Source organism: Pseudomonas fluorescens (assembly GCF_902497995.1).
GTDB classification, from domain to species: Bacteria; Pseudomonadota; Gammaproteobacteria; order Pseudomonadales; family Pseudomonadaceae; genus Aquipseudomonas; species Aquipseudomonas fluorescens_BK.
In genome coordinates, this window is the sequence record NZ_CABVII010000014.1 from 142,122 (window position 1) to 158,792 (window position 16,671).

The 16,671-nt window shown below is 61.7% G+C and carries 15 protein-coding genes; 7 read left to right on the forward strand and 8 right to left on the reverse strand.

Features of this window, described 5'->3' with window-relative positions; genetic code table 11:
* Positions 1–6: 6 nt before the first annotated feature.
* The 5 genes from F8N80_RS17795 (at position 7) to F8N80_RS17815 (ending at position 5,923) form a co-directional block, all read left to right on the forward strand.
* The gene (locus tag F8N80_RS17795; RefSeq protein ID WP_150784350.1) at positions 7–1,773 is read left to right on the forward strand and encodes an ATP-binding protein; all 1,767 of its coding nucleotides are present in this window, start codon (positions 7–9) and stop codon (positions 1,771–1,773) included.
* Positions 1,767–3,101, forward strand: coding sequence for a sigma-54-dependent transcriptional regulator (locus F8N80_RS17800; protein WP_150748393.1), 1,335 nt, complete (start codon positions 1,767–1,769; stop codon positions 3,099–3,101). Before F8N80_RS17795 ends, F8N80_RS17800 begins: the two co-directional genes overlap by 7 nt.
* Positions 3,102–3,421: 320 nt before the next feature.
* Complete coding sequence (locus F8N80_RS17805) at positions 3,422–4,741, forward strand: MFS transporter (protein WP_150784351.1); 1,320 nt, start codon at positions 3,422–3,424, stop codon at positions 4,739–4,741.
* 107 nt (positions 4,742–4,848) lie between these two features.
* Complete coding sequence (locus tag F8N80_RS17810) at positions 4,849–5,043, forward strand: hypothetical protein (RefSeq protein ID WP_150748395.1); 195 nt, start codon at positions 4,849–4,851, stop codon at positions 5,041–5,043.
* 250 nt (positions 5,044–5,293) lie between these two features.
* Positions 5,294–5,923 carry a flavin reductase family protein gene (locus F8N80_RS17815; protein ID WP_150748396.1) on the forward strand — a complete coding sequence of 210 codons (630 nt, stop codon included), beginning with the start codon at positions 5,294–5,296 and terminating at the stop codon, positions 5,921–5,923.
* 92 nt (positions 5,924–6,015) lie between these two features.
* Here the strand turns inward: F8N80_RS17815 and F8N80_RS17820 are convergent, their stop codons facing one another.
* Both F8N80_RS17820 and F8N80_RS17825 read right to left on the reverse strand, forming a co-directional pair.
* A complete protein-coding gene (locus tag F8N80_RS17820) occupies positions 6,016–6,246 on the reverse strand; it encodes a hypothetical protein (protein ID WP_150784352.1) in 231 nt (76 codons plus the stop codon).
* Positions 6,247–6,287: 41 nt separating this feature from the next.
* A complete protein-coding gene (locus F8N80_RS17825; protein WP_150748398.1) occupies positions 6,288–6,641 on the reverse strand; it encodes an antibiotic biosynthesis monooxygenase family protein in 354 nt (117 codons plus the stop codon).
* A gap of 455 nt (positions 6,642–7,096) precedes the next feature.
* On the opposite strand from F8N80_RS17825, the gene F8N80_RS17830 reads away from it, so the two are divergent.
* Positions 7,097–8,026 carry an AraC family transcriptional regulator gene (locus tag F8N80_RS17830; RefSeq protein ID WP_150784353.1) on the forward strand — a complete coding sequence of 310 codons (930 nt, stop codon included), beginning with the start codon at positions 7,097–7,099 and terminating at the stop codon, positions 8,024–8,026.
* A gap of 142 nt (positions 8,027–8,168) precedes the next feature.
* Here F8N80_RS17830 and F8N80_RS17835 read toward each other — a convergent pair whose 3' ends face one another.
* From F8N80_RS17835 to F8N80_RS17860, 6 genes are all read right to left on the reverse strand, one after another.
* Positions 8,169–9,224, reverse strand: a complete 1,056-nt coding sequence (locus F8N80_RS17835) for an ABC transporter ATP-binding protein (RefSeq protein WP_150748400.1) — start codon at positions 9,222–9,224, stop codon at positions 8,169–8,171.
* Between the two features lie 15 nt (positions 9,225–9,239).
* Entirely contained in the window at positions 9,240–10,088 is an 849-nt protein-coding gene (locus tag F8N80_RS17840) for an ABC transporter permease (RefSeq protein ID WP_150748401.1), read from the reverse strand.
* Positions 10,085–10,993, reverse strand: coding sequence for an ABC transporter permease (locus F8N80_RS17845; RefSeq protein WP_150748402.1), 909 nt, complete (start codon positions 10,991–10,993; stop codon positions 10,085–10,087). The genes F8N80_RS17840 and F8N80_RS17845 overlap by 4 nt, the downstream gene beginning before the upstream one ends.
* 191 nt (positions 10,994–11,184) lie before the next feature.
* A complete protein-coding gene (locus F8N80_RS17850; RefSeq protein WP_150748403.1) occupies positions 11,185–12,288 on the reverse strand; it encodes an ABC transporter substrate-binding protein in 1,104 nt (367 codons plus the stop codon).
* Positions 12,289–12,505: 217 nt separating this feature from the next.
* Positions 12,506–13,954 carry an aldehyde dehydrogenase family protein gene (locus tag F8N80_RS17855; RefSeq protein WP_150784354.1) on the reverse strand — a complete coding sequence of 483 codons (1,449 nt, stop codon included), beginning with the start codon at positions 13,952–13,954 and terminating at the stop codon, positions 12,506–12,508.
* Positions 13,951–15,588 carry a 5-guanidino-2-oxopentanoate decarboxylase gene (locus F8N80_RS17860; RefSeq protein ID WP_150784355.1) on the reverse strand — a complete coding sequence of 546 codons (1,638 nt, stop codon included), beginning with the start codon at positions 15,586–15,588 and terminating at the stop codon, positions 13,951–13,953. The genes F8N80_RS17855 and F8N80_RS17860 overlap by 4 nt, the downstream gene beginning before the upstream one ends.
* A gap of 159 nt (positions 15,589–15,747) precedes the next feature.
* Here F8N80_RS17860 and F8N80_RS17865 point away from each other — a divergent pair, with 159 nt between their 5' ends.
* Positions 15,748–16,629 (forward strand): LysR substrate-binding domain-containing protein, encoded by an 882-nt coding sequence (locus tag F8N80_RS17865; protein WP_150784356.1) that lies wholly within the window; start codon positions 15,748–15,750, stop codon positions 16,627–16,629.
* Positions 16,630–16,671 lie beyond the last annotated feature (42 nt).

The following is a 16,671-nucleotide window of genomic DNA, read 5'->3' on the forward strand; positions in this document are numbered from 1 at the left end:
CCGCCCATGCTCCCAACACCCCGCCCCCTGCGCCTGACGCTCTATACCTTTGTTATCGTTGCCGGCGCAGCCCTCGCAGCCACCCTGGCCATCCGTCACGCCGAACGCCAGGCCCTGGTGGAGGACGCTGCCCGCGCCAATCAGCAATTGGGTCTCTACGCCACATCGCTGCACACCCTGATCGAACGCTACCGCGCCCTGCCCGCCGTGCTCGCCCTGGACCCGGAACTGCGTTCGGCACTCAAGGGCCCGCTGAGCCCTGAGCACCAGGACGCGCTGAACCGCAAACTGGAAAAAATCAACGGTGCAGCCGAATCCTCGACCCTGGAACTGCTCGATCACACCGGCCTTGCCATCGCGGCCAGCAATTGGCGTTTGCCCAGCAGTTACGTCGGCCATAACTACAGTTTTCGCCCCTATTTCAGCCAGACCCGCACCCAGGGCACCGGGCGCTTTTATGCGGTGGGGGTGACCAGCGGGATTCCCGGTTACTTCCTGTCCAGTGCGGTCACCGATGACGATGGCCGGTTTCTCGGCGCGATGGTGGTGAAGCTCGAGTTTCCGCAACTGGAGCGCGAATGGCGCCAGGGCAGCGACACGCTGCTGGTCAGTGACGCACGCGGAATCATTTTCATCGCCAACCAACCGGGCTGGCGCTATCGCCTGTTGCAACCGCTGAACGACAGCGATCATGCCGAGCTCAAAGCCACCCGCCAATACGACAAACAGCCGCTGACGCTGCTGGACTATCAATCCCTGCACCGCTTCGACGACGACAGTGATCTGACACGGGTCGATGGCCCTGACGGCAAGGCCGATTACCTGTGGGAATCCCTGCCGCTGGCCGCCGAAGGCTGGACGCTGCACCTGCTGCGCCGCCCGCAAGTGGCCTTTGAAGATGTGCGCAATGCGGCGCTGGCCGCTGCCGGGTTGTGGCTGGCGCTGGTATTCCTGCTGCTGTTCCTCAACCAGCGCTGGCGTCTGGCGAAAATGCGCCAGCGCAGTCGCGAAGAGCTCGAACAGCTTGTACAAGAGCGTACTCGCGACCTGCGCACGGCTCAGGACGGTCTGGTGCAATCGGCCAAACTCGCCGCCCTCGGCCAGATGTCTGCCGCGCTGGCTCATGAAATCAACCAGCCGCTGACCGCCCAGCGCATGCAGCTTGCTACCCTGAGGCTCCTGCTCGATCACGGTCGAGTCGATGAGGCCTACAAGGCGCTCAAGCCGGTGGATGACATGCTGACGCGCATGGCCGCCCTCACCGGTCATTTGAAAACCTTCGCCCGCAAAAGCCCCAGCGGCTTGCGCGAACGCCTGGACCTGGCGGCGGTGGTGGACCAATCGCTGCAGCTGCTCGACACCCGCCTGCGCGATGAACAGGTGAGCACGGTGTTGCATCTGACCCGTCCGGCCTGGGTGCGCGGCGATGCGATTCGCCTGGAACAGGTGCTGATCAATCTGCTGCGCAACGCCCTCGATGCGATGCGGGACAAACCCTGCAAGCGCCTGGAAATCCGCCTCGAAGCTGACGAACAACTATGGCGCCTGAGCGTGATCGACAACGGCAGCGGCATCGCCGAGGAAAACCTGGCGAAGGTGTTCGATCCGTTCTTCACCACCAAACCGGTGGGCGATGGCCTGGGCATCGGCCTGGCGGTATCCTTCGCCATCGTGCACGAATCGGGCGGACGCCTGAGTGCCGCTAATCACGACAACGGCGCGGTGTTCACCCTCACCTTGCCGATCGATCCAGAGGCCAATGGCGCATGCTGAACTCAGTGATAGTGGTCGACGATGAAAGCAGCATCCGCGACGCCGTACAACAATGGCTGAGCCTGTCGGGTTTCGAGGTGCAGCTGTTCAGCCGTGCCGATGAATGCCTGGCGCAGTTGCCGAAACATTTCCCCGGGGTGATCCTCAGCGACGTGCGCATGCCTGGCATGACCGGCCTGGAACTGCTGGCCGAAGTGCAGCGACGCGATGCCGATCTGCCGGTGATCCTCCTGACCGGCCACGGCGATGTGCCGATGGCGGTCGAGGCGATGCGCGATGGCGCCTACGACTTCCTCGAAAAGCCCTTCAGCCCCGAAACCCTGCTTGGCAGCCTGCGTCGCGCGCTGGACAAGCGCCGGCTGGTCCTGGAAAACCGTGCCCTGCACGAGCAGGCGGACAATCGCGCCAAACTCGATGCCACGCTGCTGGGCGTATCCCGGGGCTTGCAGACCTTGCGCCGGCAAGTGCTGGACCTGGCGGCGCTGCCGGTCAACGTGCTGATCCGCGGTGAAACCGGCAGCGGCAAGGAGCTGGTTGCCCGTTGCCTGCATGACTTCGGGCCACGAGCAGCCAAGCCGTTCGTGGCCTTGAACTGCGCAGCGATCCCCGAGCAGTTGTTCGAGGCCGAGCTGTTCGGTCATGAGAGCGGTGCGTTCACCGGCGCTCAGGGCAAGCGCATCGGCAAGCTCGAATACGCCGATGGCGGCACGCTGTTTCTGGATGAAATCGAAAGCATGCCCCTGGCCCAGCAGGTGAAATTGCTGCGCGTATTGCAGGAGCAGAAGCTGGAGCGACTGGGCTCCAATCAGAGCATCCGCGTGGATTTGCGGATCATCGCCGCGACCAAACCCGACTTGCTGGACGAAGCTCGGGCCGGACGCTTTCGCGAGGATCTGGCCTACCGCTTGAATGTGGCCGAGTTGCGCTTGCCACCGTTGCGCGATCGTCGCGAAGACATCCCGCTGTTGTTCGAGTCGTTTGCGCAGAATGCCGCCGAGCGTCTGGGGCGAACTTTCCCACCCTTGAGCGGGCCGCAGTTGAGCCATCTGCTGAACCACGACTGGCCAGGCAACGTGCGTGAACTGGCGAACGTCGCCGAGCGTCAGGTGCTGGGACTGGACGAGCCGGAACCGCCGGGCATCGATCCCGGGCAGTCGCTGGCGGCGCAGCAGGAAGCGTTTGAAGCGCATTGCCTGCGCGCGGCATTGACCCGGCATAAAGGTGATGTGAAAGCGGTGCTCGAAGAACTGCAACTGCCGCGCCGCACCTTTAATGAAAAGATGCAACGGCATGGGCTGACCCGGGAGATGTTTGTGCAAGGCAGCTGAATCTGGAGTGTCTGGACTGGCCTCTTCGCGGGCAAGCCCGCCCCCCACAGTGCTCAAGGGTGTCCACACATTATGTGATTGCCACAAATCCTGAGGGAGCGGGCTTGCCCGCGAAGAGGCCAGCACTGACAACACAACGCCACTCCCCCGATAAGCAATTTTCCGCTCACGGCAACCTTAAACCAAGCGGATTTCCGCTCACCCATGCTCCAACCCCCCCTCTAAACCGGCCCTCTCCCCGATTGGCACAGCTCCTGCTATAGCCCCTGCAGGCTGCGTTTAACCGCGCTCCACCACAACAATTAAATGAGGATCCTTCAATGGATAACTCCACTACCCTGCCCCTTGGCTCGGCTGCCGCACCGGCCAAGGCAAGAACCACCGCCAGCCGAATCAAGTCGATCTTCAGCGGCTCTGTCGGCAACATGGTCGAGTGGTACGACTGGTACGTCTACGCCGCCTTCTCCCTGTACTTCGCCAAGTCTTTTTTCCCCGCCGGCTCCTCTACCGCGCAACTGATGAACACTGCAGCAATCTTCGCCGTGGGCTTCCTGATGCGCCCGATCGGCGGCTGGCTGATGGGCCTGTACGCCGACAAAGTCGGGCGCAAAGCGGCATTGATGGCCTCGGTGTACCTGATGTGCTTCGGCTCGCTGCTGATCGCCCTGAGTCCCGGCTATGAGACCATCGGCATCGGCGCGCCGATCCTGCTGGTGTTTGCCCGCTTGCTGCAGGGCCTGTCGGTCGGTGGCGAGTACGGCACCTCGGCAACTTACCTCAGCGAAATGGCCACCAAGGAACGTCGCGGCTTCTTCTCCAGTTTCCAGTACGTGACCCTGATCTCTGGCCAGCTCATAGCGCTGGGCGTGCTGATCGTGCTGCAAAATACCCTGACCACCGAAGAGCTGTACGCCTGGGGCTGGCGCATCCCGTTCGCCATCGGCGCGCTGTGTGCCGTGGTCGCGCTCTACCTGCGTCGCGGTATGGAAGAAACCGAGTCGTTCACCAAGAAAGAGAAGGCCAAGGAAAGCGCCATGCGCACCTTGATGCGCCATCCGAAGGAACTGATGACCGTGGTCGGCCTGACCATGGGCGGCACCCTGGCGTTCTACACCTACACCACCTACATGCAGAAATACCTGGTGAACACCGTCGGCATGAGCATCTCCGACTCCACCACCATTTCCGCCGCCACCCTGTTCCTGTTCATGTGCCTGCAACCGCTCGTTGGCGGGCTGTCGGATAAAATCGGTCGTCGGCCAATCCTGATTGCCTTCGGCATCTTGGGGACGCTGTTCACCGTGCCGATCCTCACCACCCTTCACACCATCACCACCTGGTGGGGCGCGTTCTTCCTGATCATGGCGGCGCTGATCATCGTCAGCGGCTATACCTCGATCAACGCGGTGGTCAAAGCCGAACTGTTCCCGACCGAAATCCGCGCGCTGGGCGTAGGCTTGCCCTATGCACTGACCGTGTCGATCTTCGGTGGTACCGCGGAATACATCGCGCTGTGGTTCAAGAACATCGGCATGGAAACCGGCTACTACTGGTATGTCACTGCATGCATTGCCGTGTCGTTGCTGGTCTACGTGACCATGAAGGATACCCGCAAGCATTCACGGATCGAGACGGACTGATCCTTGTATAAACAAACTGTCACACAAGCCTGAAGCCGGATTAATCACCGGTTAATGCCCTCCATGGACCCTCCAGGTGTCTGATTTACAAGCACCTGGAGTGCCCCATGAAAACCAAGCTGTTCCTCACCCTGATCCTTGCCGTTCTGGCAGCCAACACCTACGCCGCCGACGGCTACGACAAAACCGGCTCGGCCGCCTTCACCGCCCAGGCCCACACCCCTGCGGAACGCGCCCAGTCGGGCACTTATGCTGCTGATGATTCCGCTAAAACGGGCAAAGCAGAAGCCAGCGACGGATAATGGATGGAAGGTTCACAGCCCGGCTTCGGCCGGGCTTTGTCATGTCTGGAGGAACACAAAACTTCAGGATCAGCGCATCCTCGTAGGAGCGAGGCTTGCCCGCGAAGGCGGTATGTCTGGCAATAAATAGTTGGATGAAATGGCCTCTTCGCGGGCAAGCCTCGCTCCTACAGGGGCACGTCGACTGGAAATAACGCGCTCGTCCTTGCACTATGGCCCGATCCGCGAATTAGCCCCAGGAAACCTCTCCATGCCCGACGACATCCACTTCTACGAACCCGCCAACGGCCACGGCCTGCGCCACGACCCGTTCAATGCGATCGTCGGCCCGCGCCCCATCGGCTGGATTTCCTCGCAGGATGCCAACGGCCGCTTGAACCTGGCGCCCTACAGCTTCTTCAATGCCTTCAACTACATTCCGCCGATCATTGGTTTTTCCAGCGTCGGGCGCAAAGACAGCCTGAACAACATCGAACAGACCGGCGAATTCGCCTGGAACCTGGCGACCCGGCCACTGGCCGAGCGAATGAACCAGAGCAGCGCCATGGTCGCGCCTGAGGTCAATGAATTCGAGCTTTCCGGACTGACGCCAGCCGCCTCGAAAATCATTCAGGTGCCACGGGTGGCGCAAAGTCCGGTGTCGTTCGAGTGCAAGGTCACCCAGATCATTCAGTTGCAGCGAGCCGACGGCAACGTGGTGCCCAGCTGGTTGATCCTCGGCGAAGTGGTTGCCGTACACATCGCCAAATGGTTGCTCAAGGACGGGGTGTACGACACCGCCGCGGCAGAACCGATTCTGCGCGGGGGCGGGCCAGCGGATTATTTCCAGCTGGGGCCTGAGGCACTGTTCAAGATGTTCCGCCCGGGGGCGGTCAAATGATTACCAGATCAGCTCGCCGTCTTCGCTGACGCGCTTGAGGCGGGTCAGTTCCAGTGCGGCAGCCTCGTTCGCTTCTTTGGCGGTCTTGAAAATTACCAGATCAGTTCGCCGTCGCCGCCGACGCCCTTAAGGCGGGTCAGTTCCAGGGCGGCCGCTTCATCCGCCTCTCTGGCGGTCTTGAACGTCTGCTCTTCCAGCAGTTTATTGAAGCGTGGTGCACCGGAGCCACCGATTTGCTTGGTGGCAATCGCCGCGTAGTAACCGCCCTCACGGGGCACTACGGCCGATACGGCTTCGAAGGTTTCAAAGGCTTTGCGTGCCATGTCGCGGATCCTGGCTAATGGAGAATGGCGCCATTAAACCCTCAACCGGCCAATTTGTGTACCGGTGCCTGTGGCTGGCCGAGGGCCTGGCCCACCGATACGTCCCTGAAGGTATGGAAATCCAGACTGTTGACCACCAGTTCCTGCACCAGCTCGGTAAAGATCTCCATGGCCGGGCTGTTGAAATAGGCGGTCATGGCCGGTTGGTTGATCCAGAAACCGGACACCAGCCACAATTGGGCATCGCACTGCGAATGTTGCAAGGCAAAGCTCAAGCAACCCGGTGCATTGCGCGACGGCTCGATCAAGGCACTCAGGCGCGCACCGAGTTCTGCCGAACGCCCGGCGCGGGCACGGACAAAGGCCATATGACTGACGGGGATCTGCGTAGACATGTTCAACCCTCCCAGGTAGTCGACCGCAGCCGTGGGACGGGCTGCGACAGGATCCAAGGTTAAGCGCCCGGGCGCGTCCCCGTTAGTCGATTCCTGCCGCCTTGTTGCACAATCCTGCGAGCCTGCATCCTGCACCTGTAACAACGTGTAAAAACTGCAACAGGGCTGTCATACGACTTTCAAGCAAGTTTTCCGGGCACTGAACGGCCATGGCAGCGCGACCTCTGCAGCCCGTGCAGAATCAGGCAAGCTTTTCGCAGGATGTGTCTACCGCTTTGCCTTGCACAAACTTAAGCTCTGCTCATTACCGCCCCCTGTAGAAGCTGGCTTGTCGGATCGCCGCGCCGCAGCGAAGGGGCCATCACTTTCGACAATAATGTCTGCTGATCCACCGCCTTCGCTGCGGTGCGGCGATCCGACAAGCCAGCTACTACATACCCGAAGAGGATGCCTGCATGTCGTCACTCGATCATTTTCAGGCTCCGCTGGACGCCGACATGGAGAAGCAGCGCACGGAACTGGCCGCCATCATCCGCCGCAACACGCAAGACGATGGCACTTATGCCACGGCCGTCGGCTCGCTGTTCATGTCGCGCCACAGCCAATCCCATGAATTTGCCCCGGTGCTGGCGCAACCGGCGCTGTGCATCATGGCCCAGGGGCGCAAGGAGGTGCGGCTGGCCGATGAGTTCTTCAACTACGACCCGCTGAATTACCTGGTGGTGTCGGTGTCGATGCCCTTGAGCGGACGGGTCGTGAATGTTTCCCCCCAAGCCCCCATCCTCGCCGTGCGGCTGGACATCGACCCGGCCGAAATCACCGCACTGATTGCCGACGCCGGCCCGATCGGGGTACCCGCACGGCCCACCGGCCGCGGCCTGTATGTCGAACGCCTCGACAGCGCGATGCTCGACGCCGTGCTGCGCCTGGCGCGCCTGCTGGACACCCCGAAAGACATCGCCATGCTCGCGCCGTTGATTCGGCGGGAGATTCTCTATCGATTGTTGCGCAGCCAGCAGGGCCATCGGCTGTATGAAATTGCCATCGCCAACAGCCAGAGCCACCGCATCAGCCAGGCGATCAAATGGCTCAACGGCAATTATGAGCAACCGTTGCGCATCGATGATCTGGCCAAGGAAGTGAACCTGAGCGTGTCGACGTTGCATCATCGGTTCAAGGCAATGACGGCGATGAGTCCGTTGCAGTATCAGAAGCAGTTGCGCTTGCAAGAGGCGCGGCGGTTGATGCTGGCCGAAGGGCTGGAAGCGTCGGCGGCGGGGTATCGGGTGGGGTATGAAAGCCCGTCGCAATTCAGCCGGGAGTACAGCCGGTTGTTCGGGGCGCCACCGTTAAGGGATTTGGCGCGGTTGCGGTTGACGGTTTGATCCGGCAGTTGTGGTGTTGCGGATGACGCCTTCGCGAGCAAGCCCGCTCCCACATTCGACCGTATTCTCATGAAGGAACTCGGTCAAAAGTGGGAGCGGGCTTGCTCGCGAAGGGGCCCTTACAGTCAACCCACCTCCAGAGTCAGGCGCCGAGCACCCTGCACGCCTCAGCCGGCAACGTCACCGACACCGGATTGCCAATGCTCAACCCAAACCCCTGACACGGCGTGCTCAACGCGGTAAACGACACCCCGGAACACTCCACGGTGGTTTCAATCGTCGCGCCGATATCGCGCACGAACGTCACCTTGCCCAGCAAGCGATTACCCGCTGTAGCCTGCGGCTGCGACAGTTGCAGGTCTTCCGGGCGAATCAGCATCTTGATCTTCTCCCCGACCACGATACTGCTGCAGATAGGTACTTCCAGCGCATCGCCACCCGGCAAGCCCACCTTGCCGTTGCCCAGCGCGGTGGCCGGGAAGATGTTGCCCGAGCCGATGAAGTCCGCGACGAATTCGTTGGCCGGGTGGCGGTAGATTTCGATCGGCGTCCCCACTTGCTGCACGCGATGTTCGCCCAGCACCACGACGATATCGGCCATGGTCATGGCTTCACGCTGATCGTGGGTCACCATGATGGTGGTGATGTTCAAGCGCTGCTGCAGTTGACGGATTTCCACCTGCATGGATTCGCGCAGCTTGGCGTCCAGCGCCGACAGCGGTTCATCCAGCAACAGGATTTTCGGATGGTTGGCAATCGCCCGGGCAATCGCCACGCGCTGGCGTTGACCACCGGAGAGTTTCGACACCGGACGGTCGATCATTTTCTGCAGTTGAATCAGTTGCAGCAGCTCCACCACCCGCGCCTGCTGTTCAGCCTTGCCGACCCCGCGCAGTTTCAGCGGATAGGCGATGTTCTCCCCCACGGTCATGTGCGGAAACAGCGCCAGGGATTGAAACACCATGCCGAAATTGCGCTGGTGCGCCGGCGTGTGGCCAATGTCCTCACCGTCCAGGCGAATCTCGCCGCCGCTCAGGGTTTCAAGCCCGGCGATCATGCGCAGCAAGGTGGTTTTGCCGCAGCCGGACGGGCCGAGGAAACACACCAGTTTGCCCTCGGGCAAATGCAGGTTTACATCCTTTACCGCGCAGGCCGAGCCATAATGTTTCTCGACGTTTTCCAGAATCAGACCAGTCATGTTGCACCTCAAGAATCAGAACGAAACGCCACCTTCACCGACCAGCTTCTCCAACGCCCAGATCAGGACGAAGTCGATCAGCACAATCAGCACGGCAAACGAGAACACGGTAGGGTCGAGCGAAGACACGGTGCGGCTGTACATCCAGATCGGCACGGTCATGACATCGATGGTGTAGAGGAAATAGGTCACGGTGAATTCGTTGAACGAGACGATGAACGCCAGCAGCATCCCCGCCAGGATCCCCGACTTCATCAACGGCACCACCACATCGACAATCGCCCGCAGCGGTGAGGCGCCGAGCATTTGCGCGGCCTCTTCCACTTCGCTGCCGATGGATAACATCGCGGCGGTGCAGTTCTTCACCACGAACGGCAGCGCCAGAATCACGTGGGCAATCACCAGACGCGAAGTCGTCATCTGGAACGGCAGGCTGTCGAACACCAGCAGCAACGCCAGCCCCAACACCACCATCGGGAATACCAAGGGCAACGACATCAGCTGCAGCGCCACGGCCTTGCCGCGGAACTCGCAACGGGTCAAGGCATAGGCGGCGGGCACCGCGACAATGGTGGCGAAGACCATGGTCAGGCACGCGACCATCAGGCTGGTGGTCATGGCCTTGCCCAGGCTCAGCACATCGCTGGAATCCGGCGAGACAAAGGTGTGCCAGGCGGCCTTGTACCATTGCAGGCTGTAGCTGCTGGGCGGGAAGTCGAGGTTCGACGCACCGCTGAACGACATCACGATCATGGTCAGGATCGGCAACACCGCCAGCAGCAGGATGAAGCCCGACAGGATCCCGGCAAACTTGCCGGTCTCGCCGGGCAGCAGCCCATAACGTTTCTTGATCAGGGTGCTCATTGGGAAGCCTCCAGCATGCGCCGACGACGGCCGGTGATGAATTCGGACAAGGTCATGATCGCGAGCGTGGTGACAATCAGCACCACACCGGCAGCGGATGCGGCGGGCCAGTTCATCAACGGGGCGATCTGGTCATGGACCATTACCGCCAGCATCGGTACGCGACGGCCACCGAGCAGCAAAGGCACCACGAAACTGCTGGCGTTGTAGGCGAACACCAACGTCGCGCCGGTAATGATCCCCGGCATGCTCATCGGCAGCACCACCTGGCGGAACACCTGCAAGCGACTGGCGCCCAAGGTGGCCGCGGCTTCTTCATAAGTACGGGCGACGCCGCGCATGGCGCTGGCAATCGGCAACACGGCCAACGGGAAGGCGGTTTGCACCAGGCCCATCAGTACGCCGTTCTGGTTGTAGAGCAGCATGATCGGCCGCTTGATCAGGCCCAGGCCCATCAACGCCTGATTGAGCATGCCGCCAGGTCCCAGGATCACCAGCCAGCCGTAGCTTTGCAGCAGCAGGTTGACCAGCAACGGCAACAGCACCGCTGCGAGGAAGATCCGTCGCACAAAGGGCGAGGTCAGCCGCGACATGGTGTAGGCCACCGGGATCGCCAGTACGACGGCGATCACTGCGCTGATCAGGGCCAGGCGCAGGGTCAGCAGCAAGGACTTGAGGTAGTAGGGTTCCAGCAGTTGGGCGTAACTGGCCAGGCTGAACCCGGTCCATTCCGCGCCCTTGGTGCCTACGCTCATGCGCAGGACCAGGAGGCTGGCGGCAATCAGCACGCCCAGAAACAGCATCGATGGCGAGAGGAAGAACCAGGCGCGGGTCGTTGGCGAAACGCCGAGGCGTGGGCGCACTGGCGCCGCGCTTACCGGGTGAGTCAGAGGTTGGTGTTCCATGGCAGTGGTCTCGTCAATGGAAAGCAGCTGGCAAATACAGCCCTCAAAACCACCGTGAACCCTGTGGGAGCGGGCTTGCCCGCGAAAGCAATCTGTCAGTCACATCAATGTCGACAGGAAGACCGTCATCGCGGGCAAGCCCGCTCCCACAGGGTTTTGCAGTGTTCTAGAGACTTGTGATCACCAAATGATCAGGAAGAAAAGATTTCCGTATAACGACGAATCCATTGGTCATGCACGGAGGCCAGGAAGGCGTTGTCGTGCATGATCGCCTTCTCGGCAATCTGCTCCGGCGTGAGGATGTAGGGGCTCTTGCGCGCTTCGGCGGAGATGATCGCCTTGGCGTTGACCGGACCGTTGTAGATGTCCTCGGCCATCTTGCCCTGCACCAGCGGGTCCAGGGAGTGGTTGATGAAGGCGTAGACCAGGTCGGTATCGCCCGGACGATTCTTCGGCATCACCGACAGCATCAGGTCGGTATAGAAGCCTTCCTTCATGCCGAAGGTGGCGCCCAGACCGTAGGCCGGATCGCGGATCTGTTTCGGGAAAAACGCCGGCGCGTACAGGCCGCCCATGTCCAGGGAACCGGTGCGGAACAGTTCGGCGATCTGGTTCGGGTTTTCACCCAGGGTGACCACGCGATCCTTGAGTTCGGCGAGTTTCTTGAAGCCCGGCTCGATGTTGTGTTCGTCACCACCGGCCAGTTTGGCGGCGATGATGATCAGGTCCATGGCCTCGGTCCAGTTCGGCGGCGGCAGGAAGATGTTCGGTGCCAGGTCGGCGTCCCACATCGCGGCGTAGCTGTCCGGCGCTTCTTTCACGGTGCGGGTGCTGTAGACCAGACTGTTGCACCACAGCAGGTAACCAATGCCGTGGCCGCTGGCGCCGGTGCGGTATTTCTCCGGCACGTCGACCAGATTGGGAATGCGGTTGAGATCGGGTTTTTCCAGCAGCCCGGCAGCGGCCAGACCCTCGGCACCGACGCCGGCCAGGGTGATGACGTCGTACTGCGGACGATCACCGCCGGCCTTGAGTTTGGCGACCATTTCCGAGGTGCTGCCGGTGCGGTCGGCGATGACCTTACAGCCGTACTTGTCTTCGAAGGTTGCCGCGATGTTGCGCAGAGCGGCCAGACCCGTGTCATCGGACCAGGTCAGCAGGCGCAGGGTCTTGCCCTGGAAGCGTGTGTCGCTGGCATTGGCCCGGACGAAGGGCAGGCTCATGGCCGCTGCGGCTACGGACGCCACACCCACGGTTTTGATGAATTGACGTCTGTTCAGATCATGCTCGCCCATGAAGGACTCCCTTTGTTTTTGTAAGTATGAGGTGGGTCGCAACCCTTGCATCCGCGCGGTCGGATCTGCTTGAAGCCCCGGTTTCAAAGGGCAAGAGCGGCGCCGACAGCTTCATCCTGAGGTCGTGCAGAACACCTGACTATCGATAAAAAATCATTGAAGCCATGACGCCAGCGCATGCCTCATCAAGAGGCATGCCCTGACCGTTTTCGAGCCGTCAGAGCGCCCGAATCACGTGTTTGATTTCCTGAAAGGCCTGCAAGCCCCACGGCCCCAATTCGCGACCGATGCTGCTCTGCTTGTAACCACCCCAGGCGGTCTGCGGGAAGATCACTTGCGGCGCGTTGATCCATACAAGCCCTGCCTGCAAGGCGTTGGCGACCCGATCGGCTGCTTCGGCGTCGCGCGTAACGACGCTGGCCACCAGACCAAACTGGCTGTCGTTGGCCAGGGCAATCGCCTCGGCTTCGCTGGCAAAACTGCGCACGCAGATCACCGGGCCGAAAATCTCCTCACACCACAACGCACTGTCCAGGGGCACGTCAGTGAAAATGGTCGGCTGCAAAAAATAGCCGCGTTGCAGGTCTGCCGGGCGATTGCCGCCGCAAACCAGCCTGGCCCCGGCACTCAGACCGCGATCGATGTGACCGAGTACGCGCTGGTATTGCGCCTGATTGACCAGGGCGCCCATTTCCACGTTCGGGTCGAACGGATCGGCGACGCGAATCGCTTTGGCGCGGGTTTTCAGTTTCGATAGAAACTCATCGGCCAACTCATCGGCGACCAGCACGCGGCTGGTGGCCGAACACATCTGCCCGGCGTTGAAGAAACCGCCGCCACAGGCCACTTCAACGGCCAATTCGAGATCGGCATCGGCGAGCACCAGCAGCGAGGATTTACCGCCCAGTTCCAGGCTTACGCCCTTCACCGTTTCCGCTGCCCGTTGCATCACTTGCACGCCGACCGCATTACTGCCGGTGAAGGAGATCTTGGCGATTCGCGGATCAGCCGACAGCGGCGCACCGACCGCCAGGCCCGTGCCGCAGACCAGGTTGAACACGCCCTTAGGCAGGCCCGCCCCGGCGATGATCGCCGCCAGTTCCAGCTCCGGCAGCGGGGTGACTTCCGAGGGTTTGAGCACCACGCAGCAACCGGCGGCCAAAGCCGGGGCGAGTTTCCACGCTGTGGTGACCATCGGGAAATTCCACGGCACGATCAGGCCGACCACACCGCAAGGGTCACGGCGCAGGCGGGCGCTGAAGTCGTCGGTGGGTAGCTCCACAGCACTGTCTTGCCTGGCGTCGAGTCCTTCGGCCAGACCGGCGTAATACTCGAACGTGGCGATCACGTCATCGACGTCGATGGCCGCTTCGAACAGCGGTTTGCCGTTGTTGCTCGACTGCAAGTGCATCAACTGCTCGCGACCGGCCTGCACGCCCGCGGCGATGTTGCGCAGGATGGCGCCACGCTCGGCGCCGGTAGTGGTCGACCAGCCCTTGAAGGCTTCGGTCGCAGCGCTGACGGCTTGATCGACAGCGCGTTCATCACCGCCGTTGACGGTGGTCAACAGGGCTTCCGTCGCGGGGTTGATCACCCGCAGATGTTCGCTGCCGGCAGACCATTGGCCATTGATGTACACGCCATCGAGCGTCGTAGGAAAACTCATTTCGACACCGCCTTCATCCACTGGGTCTGGTCGATTTCGATCAGGGTCGGGCCTTGGCGATCGGTGGCGGCGCGCAGTGCGCTACGCAGGTGCTCGACACCGCTGACGGCTTCGGCGGCACAACCCAGCGCCTTGGCCACGCCGATGAAGTCCGGGGTATAGATATCCACGCCGACCGGCTCGATGGCGCGGTTGACCATGTATTTCTTGATCTCTTCGTAGCCCTGGTTATTCCACAGCAGGACGATCACCGGGGTGCGCGCTTCAACGGCGCTGGCCAGTTCCGGCAGGGTGAACTGCAGGCCGCCATCGCCGATCAGGCACACCACCGGGGGCCGAGCACCCTTTTCAACACTGCCGCCGAGCCAGGCGCCAATCGCTGCCGGCAACGCATAGCCGAGGGTGCCGTAGCCGGTGGACGAGTTGAACCAGCGACGCGGGCGTTCCGGGTTGAACGTCAGGTTGCCGGTGTACACCGGCTGGGTCGAATCGCCGACGAACACGGCGTCCGGCAGTTCATGCAGGACGGTTTCCAGGAAGCGCGTCTGCGCCAGGGTCGGCGCGTCCCAGGTGGCGGCGAGTTCTTCGCGCAAGCGTGCAGCACGCACCTGGCCCCAATCGTTGCGGCGTTCGGCCAGCGACTTGTGGGACAGCGCGCTCAGCAAGGCTTGGGCCGCATTGCGCGAGTCGGACACCAGCGCCACGTGCGGCGGATAGTTGCGCACGGTCTGGTCCGGGTCGATGTCCACCCGCAGCAATTTGCCAGGAATCTCGAAACCACCGGCGAAGGTCACGTCGTAGTCGGTCTCGGCCAGTTCGGTGCCGATCGCCAGCACGACATCGGCCTCGGCCACCAGCGCACGGGTCGCGACCAGGCTTTGGGTCGAACCGATCAGCAGCGGATGATTGGATTCGAGCAGGCCTTTGGCATTGATGGTCAGGGCCACCGGCGCGTCCAGCAGTTCGGCCAGTTCAGTCAACTCGGCGGCGGCATCGATGGCGCCGCCACCGGCCAGAATCAGCGGACGCTTGGCACCGGCCAGCAACTCGGTCATGCGGGAAATGGCGGTTGGCGAGGCTCCGGCGCGGTCGATGTTCACTGGCACGCTGGCGAGCAGGTCATCGGCCTCTTCGACCAGCACGTCCAAGGGGATTTCGATGTGCACCGGACGCGGACGACCGGCCTGGAACAGAGCAAAGGCACGGGCCAGCACACCCGGCAACTCGGACGCCGACATCAGAGTGTGGGAAAACGCCGCCACTCCGCCGACCAATGCGCTCTGGTTCGGCAGCTCATGCAGCTTGCCGCGACCGCCGCCCAACTGATTGCGGGTCTGTACGCTGGAGATCACCAGCATCGGGATCGAATCGGCGTAGGCCTGGCCCATGGCGGTGGTGATGTTGGTCATGCCAGGGCCGGTGATGATAAAGCACACGCCCGGTTTGCCGCTGGTGCGCGCATAGCCGTCGGCCATGAAGCCGGCGCCCTGTTCGTGACGCGGAGTGACGTGGTTGATGCTCGAACGGGCCAGCCCGCGGTACAGCTCCACGGTGTGGACCCCGGGAATGCCGAACACCTGCTCCACACCGTAATCTTCGAGTAACTTGACCAATACTTCGCCGCACGTCGCCATGTCATTGCCCTTCTTGTTCGTTTGAGACGCCGGGCCTGCGCAGTGTTTATGATGAGTCGGCAGGACCAGGGATGGCCTCATTGGAACGGGCGACACGTAGCCGCAACAATGGATAAAAAGTCATACTAGCCATGACCTCACGTCATACCTTGGATCCCAATGAAACGATTGCCTCCCCTGCCGGCGCTGCACACTTTTCTGATCACCGCGCAGTGCTGCAACTTCACCAGGGCCGCCGAGCAGCTGTACATCACCCAGGGCGCGGTCAGTCGGCAGATCGCCGGGCTGGAAGATCATCTGGGTTATGAACTGTTCATTCGCCAGGCCCGGGGCCTGGACCTGACCGCCGAAGGACGGGAGTGGCTGCCACGGGTCCAGCAGATTTTCGGCTTGATCGACGAGGCGGTGGAGCAGATCGGCGAGAAGCGCGAAACCCTGCAACTCAAGGCCCCAACCTGTGTCATGCGCTGGTTGTTGCCGCGGCTGTTGCAGTGGCAACGGGAACGTCCGGATGTGCCGGTAGAACTGACCACCACGGTCAAGCATGGGGTGGATTTTCATCGCGAGCAGTTCGATGCGGCGGTGATGTACGGTGCACCGCCCGACAGCGCACTGGCCTCTTATCACCTGTTCGATGAGCAACTGACACCGGTCTGTTCCCGGCCAATGCTGGAAGGGCCGATGGCCTTGCAATCACCTGCAGATCTGCAACAACACCTGCTGCTGCACCCGACGCGAGATGAGCGAGACTGGAGCGCCTGGTTGAAAGCGGCGGATATTCAGTTGAGCAATGTCGGCAAGGGCCAGCATTTCGAAACACTGGACCTGGCGATGTCGATGGCGTCCCAGGGGACGGGGGTGGCGATTGGGGATTGGTCGTTGATTGGCGATGACCTGAGTGCCGGAAGGCTGGTCATGCCGTTTGAATTGAAGGTAAAGACCGGGTTGGCGTATTACCTGGTTTTCCCCGATAAACCCGGGCCTTCGCCGAAATTGCGCGAATTGATGGGGTGGTTGGTGGAGCAGGCTCAGTCGCGCTGAGTATCGGGTTTCATGGGCAGACCGCATCATTGGCATCTGATC

Excerpts from the sequence above, each read along its gene's own strand:
- F8N80_RS17795 (WP_150784350.1), top strand. The coding sequence starts at position 7 with ATGCTCCCAACACCCCGCCCCCTGCGCCTGACGCTCTATACCTTTGTT.
- F8N80_RS17820 (WP_150784352.1), bottom strand. The coding sequence starts at position 6,246 with ATGGCACGCAAAGCCTTTGAAACCTTCGAAGCCGTATCGGCCGTAGTG.
- F8N80_RS17860 (WP_150784355.1), bottom strand. The coding sequence starts at position 15,588 with ATGGCGACGTGCGGCGAAGTATTGGTCAAGTTACTCGAAGATTACGGT.
- F8N80_RS17805 (WP_150784351.1), top strand. The coding sequence starts at position 3,422 with ATGGATAACTCCACTACCCTGCCCCTTGGCTCGGCTGCCGCACCGGCC.
- F8N80_RS17835 (WP_150748400.1), bottom strand. The coding sequence starts at position 9,224 with ATGACTGGTCTGATTCTGGAAAACGTCGAGAAACATTATGGCTCGGCC.
- F8N80_RS17830 (WP_150784353.1), top strand. The coding sequence starts at position 7,097 with ATGTCGTCACTCGATCATTTTCAGGCTCCGCTGGACGCCGACATGGAG.
- F8N80_RS17825 (WP_150748398.1), bottom strand. The coding sequence starts at position 6,641 with ATGTCTACGCAGATCCCCGTCAGTCATATGGCCTTTGTCCGTGCCCGC.
- F8N80_RS17810 (WP_150748395.1), top strand. The coding sequence starts at position 4,849 with ATGAAAACCAAGCTGTTCCTCACCCTGATCCTTGCCGTTCTGGCAGCC.
- F8N80_RS17855 (WP_150784354.1), bottom strand. The coding sequence starts at position 13,954 with ATGAGTTTTCCTACGACGCTCGATGGCGTGTACATCAATGGCCAATGG.
- F8N80_RS17850 (WP_150748403.1), bottom strand. The coding sequence starts at position 12,288 with ATGGGCGAGCATGATCTGAACAGACGTCAATTCATCAAAACCGTGGGT.
- F8N80_RS17865 (WP_150784356.1), top strand. The coding sequence starts at position 15,748 with ATGAAACGATTGCCTCCCCTGCCGGCGCTGCACACTTTTCTGATCACC.
- F8N80_RS17840 (WP_150748401.1), bottom strand. The coding sequence starts at position 10,088 with ATGAGCACCCTGATCAAGAAACGTTATGGGCTGCTGCCCGGCGAGACC.
- F8N80_RS17845 (WP_150748402.1), bottom strand. The coding sequence starts at position 10,993 with ATGGAACACCAACCTCTGACTCACCCGGTAAGCGCGGCGCCAGTGCGC.
- F8N80_RS17815 (WP_150748396.1), top strand. The coding sequence starts at position 5,294 with ATGCCCGACGACATCCACTTCTACGAACCCGCCAACGGCCACGGCCTG.
- F8N80_RS17800 (WP_150748393.1), top strand. The coding sequence starts at position 1,767 with ATGCTGAACTCAGTGATAGTGGTCGACGATGAAAGCAGCATCCGCGAC.